Origin of the sequence: Pseudomonas sp. (genome assembly GCF_049645325.1) — a bacterium.
Taxonomy (GTDB): domain Bacteria; phylum Pseudomonadota; class Gammaproteobacteria; order Pseudomonadales; family Pseudomonadaceae; genus Aquipseudomonas.
On sequence record NZ_JBARTQ010000116.1, the window covers coordinates 1 to 5,234 of the forward strand.

Below are 5,234 nucleotides of genomic sequence, written 5' to 3' on the forward strand. Positions count from 1 at the left end.
AACGGGTCAGTGAAATCGAACCGGCTGCGCGGGCGCTACATGATTACTGGTTGAGCAAGCGCTGAACCGACCTTATTCGAAGTTAAGGTCAAACGCCTGGTAGAACGCATTGCCGGTGTTGGCCACGATCCACATCAACACCACCATATGCCGGCCTTTTTTCCCACGCGGCAGCGTCACCTGGTGCTCGACCTTGGCCTTCATTTCATCCGCGTGCTGGTAATACGGCACTTGGGTATAGAAGTCTTCGAAGAAGGGTTTGGCCTCAAGTTGGGCGCGGCTGATGCGCTGCTTGGGGTCCCAGCCATCCTTGGTGATCAGCCAGCGATAACCACGGGTGACGTGGGCGGCGGTGTACGCCCACTGCACCTTGAACACCTGCCCGGCCTCGACATTCAGCAGCGGCCAGGTAAACGCCGTGTTGAGCTTTTTGCTCATTTCCTCGTCGGTGAAGTTCACGCAGTCGCGGTCGTCGGTTTTACCGCCACTCAAGATGTGACCATCCCCGGGCGGCGTGACGCTTTGATCATCGGTCTCATAAGGCGCCGGAAACGGCCCGGCGGTGAGTGCCGGAAAATTCTTGCCGCCTTCCATTTCGTTGACTTGCCAGTTGCCCAGCAAGCCCCGCTCTACGGCGACTGAGCCACGGCTCGCCGGGGCTATAACACGACCGTGCCGGAGTTGGGTCTGAGGTTTGTTCATTTCATTCACTCCTTGATTGAAAATCGCCCCGTCATGGGGCACGCCCTGAACTTACCTCGGCAGGCTTTATTGTCCAGCCGGCTTTTCTCTCGGAAAATTCATACATTGCCCTTCTCTCGCGGGGGAAGCGCGGTTGTCCTGCAACGGATTTGTTATTTGTCCTACCCGGCAAGGAGCGGTCCTGCTACAGGCACTGTCGATGGAGCGATAAGACACCAAGTCGACACCTACGTAGGAAATGTCGACCCAGGGTGCGCTACTGGTTGCGACGGTCCTCTGATTCTTGGTATCACAGGCGCCTTCGATAAAACCCCGATCAAAGGATTGAATGACCATGACCGCCCACGCTGCCGCCTTCCATGCGTTGCACCGCGACACCCTGCTGGTCCTGCCGAACGTCGCCGATGCAGGCGGTGCGCGCCTGGTTGCGCAGTTGGGTAGCCGAGCCATCGCCACTAGCAGCGCCGCCGTGGCCTGGGCCCATGGTTACAAGGACGGCAATCAACTGCCCCAGCCCCTGTTGATCAGTACCGTGCAGTCCATCGTGCGGGGGGTCAACGTGCCCGTGAGTGTCGATATCGAGGGCGGTTATTCGGACGAACCCGAGCAAGTGGCCCACTTGGTCAAGGCGGTGATTGACGCAGGAGCCGTAGGCATCAACCTTGAAGACGGCACCGGCTCACCAGCGTTGTTGGCCCGAAAGATCGAAGCCGTAAGCCGCGTAGCGGAGAGCTGTGGGGTGAAGCTGTTTATCAACGCGCGCTGTGATGTGTACCTGAAGGGTTTGGCACCCGAGGCACAGCGCCTGGAAGAAGTACTGCGTCGCGCCGATGTTTATCAGCAGGCCGGTGCGGACGGTTTGTTTGCTGCGGGCATGCACCTTGAGCGCGAAATACACCAGCTGTGCCAGTCGACCCCACTGCCGGTCAACGTACTCGCCTGGGCCGGCCTGCCGCCCCCCGCCACCTTGCAGGCCTTGGGTGTACGACGCTTGACAGCGGGCTCCAGCATCGCCGAGTTCCTGCAGGGTGCCATGAGCCAATTGGCAGAGGGTTTCCTGCGCACCGGCACACTGCACACCCAGGGCCTCAAGGCTTTCACCTACGGCGAAGTGAACGGTCTGATGGCGCCGTAATACCGCACGACGGCGGGGAGCACGCTGCGCCCTCCCCGCACAACCTGCGATTACAAGCCCTTGCTCATATCCACCACGAACCGGTAGTGCACATCGCCCTGTTCTACCCGCGCAAACGCCTCGTTGATCTGCGCCATGGCGATCACTTCGACGTCGGCCACGATGTTGTGTTCAGCGCAAAACGCCAGCATTTCCTTGGTGTCGCCAGTGCCGCCAGACCCCGAACTGGCAATGCTGCGTCGCCCCATCGCCAAGAGCATCGGGCTGAAATCAAACTGATCCGGAATGCCGAGGGAGCACAGCGTGGCGTCCAGTTTCAGCGCCGCGAGAAACGGGTCCATCGGGTAGCGGCTAGACACCGTGTCCAGGATGAAATCAAACCGGTAAGCCTGTGCAGCCATTTGCTCGGCATCGGTGGACAACACCACTTCGTGGGCGCCCAATTTCAGCGCCTGCTCGGCCTTCTTCGGCGACGTGGTAAAGGCCACTACGTGGGCGCCCATGGCGCGGGCAAATTTCACCGCCAGGTGCCCAAGCCCGCCAATGCCGATAATGCCCACCGTTTTTCCCGGGCCGACGTTCCAGTGGCGCAGCGGCGAAAACGTGGTGATCCCGGCGCACAACAGCGGTGCGGCACCGGCAGGGTCGAGCCCGTGAGGCAAGGCGTAGGCAAAGTGCTCATCCACCACGTAGTGGTCGGAATAACCACCTCGGGTGCGAGTGCCGTCCACGCGGTCCAGCCCATCGAAAGTCAGGGTCGGGTATTCACGGCAATACACCTCTTTCTCGGCCTTGCACGCTTCACAGTGGCGGCAGGCGTCGACGATGGTGCCGATCATGACCATGTCACCGACGGCAAAATGTTTGACACCCGCCCCCACTGCGGTGACTTCGCCCACCATCTCATGGCCCGGCACCAGCGGAAATTCCTGGCCCCAGTGGTTCATTGAATGAATATCTGAGTGGCACACACCACTGAACAGGATCTTCACCGAGATATCGCGCTCACGCAGTGCGCGGCGCTCAAACGTCCAGGGCACCATCGGCCCGCCACGTTGCAGCGCTGCATAGGCCTTGGTGATTGTCGGCAGATTATTGCCTGTGGGAACACTGCTCATTGCCACCCCTCCGTCGGGACTTTACACTTTACGAAACCTGTAAAGACACTAACACCTTTACACTATTCGTCAACTGTAAGATTCGGAGCGTACAGCCTGAGCAGCATGGAAACCAAGGACGACCGGATCGTCGCAGCAGCCTTTGAGCTGTTCTTTCGCCACGGCTATCGCAAAGTCAGCATGAGCGACATCGCCCAGGCCAGTGAGATGTCGCGGCCTTCGCTGTACACCGCGTTTGCCAACAAAGAAGCGATTTTCGCTGAACTGGTACGCCGCCAATGTGCGCGCAACCTGGCTGAAACCCGCGCGCGGCTGCATAAGATCAGCGGTCTGCGCGCGCGCCTGGGCTGCGTGTTCGCGATCTGGTTGATCGAACCGGTAGCAACGGTAATCGACTCGGAAAACGCTACGGAAATGTTGGCCAACTGCGCGGAGTTTGCGCCACAGGCCGTGGCGGATTTATACGTTCAACTGGAGCTGCAACTGGTTGAAGTGCTGCAACCCGTTGTCCCCGAGACAGCGGCATTGACGGCAGCAGAAATCGCCCGAGTTCTGCGACTGGCCTCAACCGGCCTGAAGACAACGGCAGACAACCTGCAGGATTTACAGCGTATGGTCGACGGCCTGGTGGTCATGGCCGTCGCTGCCGTTCAAGCCACGGACGCGCCGATGCGGGTAAAAGATTCGGATTGATCCGGCCCGCGCTCGACAAGCACCGCGTCTATGCCCGATTATTCGGGTCCGCCCGTCGGCCACTCCGCACCACCTTGCCTTGATCAGGAGCCTTGTACCTTGAGTTCGCAGAAAACCGTGACCGTTACACCGCCCAACTTCCCCCTGAACGGCAAGGTCGCGCCCCCCGGCTCCAAATCGATTACCAACCGCGCCCTGTTGCTGGCAGCCCTGGCCAAGGGCACCAGCCGCTTGAGCGGCGCGCTGAAAAGCGATGACACCCGCCATATGTCAGTGGCCCTGCGCCAGATGGGCGTGACCGTCGACGAACCGGATGACACCACGTTTGTGGTCACCGGCTCCGGCAAGCTGCAACTGCCGATGCAGCCGCTGTTCCTGGGCAACGCCGGCACCGCCATGCGTTTTCTCACCGCCGCCGTGGCGACCGTGCACGGCACCGTGGTGCTGACCGGCGACGACTACATGCAAAAACGCCCGATCGGCCCGCTGCTGGCCACGCTAGGCCAGAACGGCATCCAGGTCGACAGCCCCACCGGCTGCCCGCCCGTGACCGTGCATGGCGTGGGCAAGGTCCAGGCCACACGCTTTGAAATCGATGGCGGCTTGTCCAGCCAATACGTGTCGGCCCTGCTGATGCTCGCGGCGTGTGGCGAGGCGCCGATTGAAGTCGCATTGACCGGCAAGGACATCGGCGCCCGTGGCTACGTCGACCTGACCCTGGACTGCATGCGCGCTTTCGGCGCGCAGGTCGAGGTGGTCGACGACACCACCTGGCGCGTGGCCCCCACCGGCTACACCGCGCACGACTACCTGATCGAACCCGACGCTTCCGCCGCCACCTACTTGTGGGCCGCTGAAGTGCTGACCGGTGGCCGCATTGACATCGGCGTCGCCGCGCAGGACTTCACCCAGCCGGACGCCAAGGCCCAGGCCGTGATCGCGCAGTTCCCGAACATGCAGGCCACCGTGGTCGGCTCGCAGATGCAGGACGCCATTCCGACCCTGGCGGTGCTCGCGGCGTTCAACAACACGCCGGTGCGCTTCACCGAACTGGCCAACCTGCGCGTAAAAGAGTGTGACCGTGTGCAGGCACTGCATGACGGCCTCAACGAAATCCGCCCGGGCCTGGCAACCATCGACGGTGACGACCTGTTGGTAGCGAGCGACCCCGCGCTGGCCGGTACATCGTGCAACGCGTTGATCGACACCCACGCCGACCACCGCATTGCCATGTGCTTTGCCCTGGCCGGGCTGAAAGTCTCGGGCATCCGCATTCAAGACCCCGACTGCGTGGCCAAGACCTACCCCGAGTACTGGAACGCCCTGGGCAGTCTTGGGGTTGCGCTGAGCTACTGAGTCGACGGCGCGCTGAGGGGGAGGGAAAGCACATGACACTTCGCCAACCCTGCCCGCCCGGAGCCTGCGTCTGCGAGCGTGAACAGTTGCTCGACGCGCCCGGCGCCGACCTGCGCATCCTCAACCTGACGCGCCAGGAAGAAAAACGCCTGCTTGAGCGCCTTGAAGACGTCAAAAGCCTGCAAGACCTGGAACACCTGCAACAGCGGATGTACGAGCAGTTGGGCATC

General features: G+C 61.6%; 5 protein-coding genes and 1 pseudogene. 4 read left to right on the forward strand and 2 right to left on the reverse strand.

The genetic code is table 11. From position 1 onward, the window contains the following. Positions 1-72: 72 nt before the first annotated feature. Complete coding sequence (locus WBB95_RS05105) at positions 73-702, reverse strand: lytic polysaccharide monooxygenase auxiliary activity family 9 protein (RefSeq protein WP_424486568.1); 630 nt, start codon at positions 700-702, stop codon at positions 73-75. Between the two features lie 334 nt (positions 703-1,036). Between WBB95_RS05105 and WBB95_RS05110 the strand changes: the two genes are divergently transcribed. Then, a complete protein-coding gene (locus WBB95_RS05110; RefSeq protein ID WP_424486569.1) occupies positions 1,037-1,837 on the forward strand; it encodes an isocitrate lyase/PEP mutase family protein in 801 nt (266 codons plus the stop codon). Between the two features lie 50 nt (positions 1,838-1,887). Here the strand turns inward: WBB95_RS05110 and WBB95_RS05115 are convergent, their stop codons facing one another. Then, the gene (locus WBB95_RS05115) at positions 1,888-2,955 is read right to left on the reverse strand and encodes an NAD(P)-dependent alcohol dehydrogenase (protein ID WP_424486570.1); all 1,068 of its coding nucleotides are present in this window, start codon (positions 2,953-2,955) and stop codon (positions 1,888-1,890) included. Between the two features lie 105 nt (positions 2,956-3,060). Between WBB95_RS05115 and WBB95_RS05120 the strand changes: the two genes are divergently transcribed. The 3 genes and pseudogenes from WBB95_RS05120 to WBB95_RS05130 form a co-directional block, all read left to right on the forward strand. Further along, positions 3,061-3,648, forward strand: a complete 588-nt coding sequence (locus WBB95_RS05120; protein WP_424486571.1) for a TetR/AcrR family transcriptional regulator — start codon at positions 3,061-3,063, stop codon at positions 3,646-3,648. A gap of 99 nt (positions 3,649-3,747) precedes the next feature. Next, a complete protein-coding gene (gene aroA, locus WBB95_RS05125; protein ID WP_424486572.1) occupies positions 3,748-5,004 on the forward strand; it encodes a 3-phosphoshikimate 1-carboxyvinyltransferase in 1,257 nt (418 codons plus the stop codon). 32 nt (positions 5,005-5,036) lie between these two features. Then, positions 5,037-5,234: pseudogene (locus WBB95_RS05130) on the forward strand (hypothetical protein); the annotation flags it as partial.

Coding starts and splice junctions, on each gene's coding strand:
- WBB95_RS05115 (WP_424486570.1), bottom strand. CDS start 2,955: ATGAGCAGTGTTCCCACAGGCAATAATCTGCCGACAATCACCAAGGCC.
- WBB95_RS05105 (WP_424486568.1), bottom strand. CDS start 702: ATGAACAAACCTCAGACCCAACTCCGGCACGGTCGTGTTATAGCCCCG.
- WBB95_RS05120 (WP_424486571.1), top strand. CDS start 3,061: ATGGAAACCAAGGACGACCGGATCGTCGCAGCAGCCTTTGAGCTGTTC.
- WBB95_RS05110 (WP_424486569.1), top strand. CDS start 1,037: ATGACCGCCCACGCTGCCGCCTTCCATGCGTTGCACCGCGACACCCTG.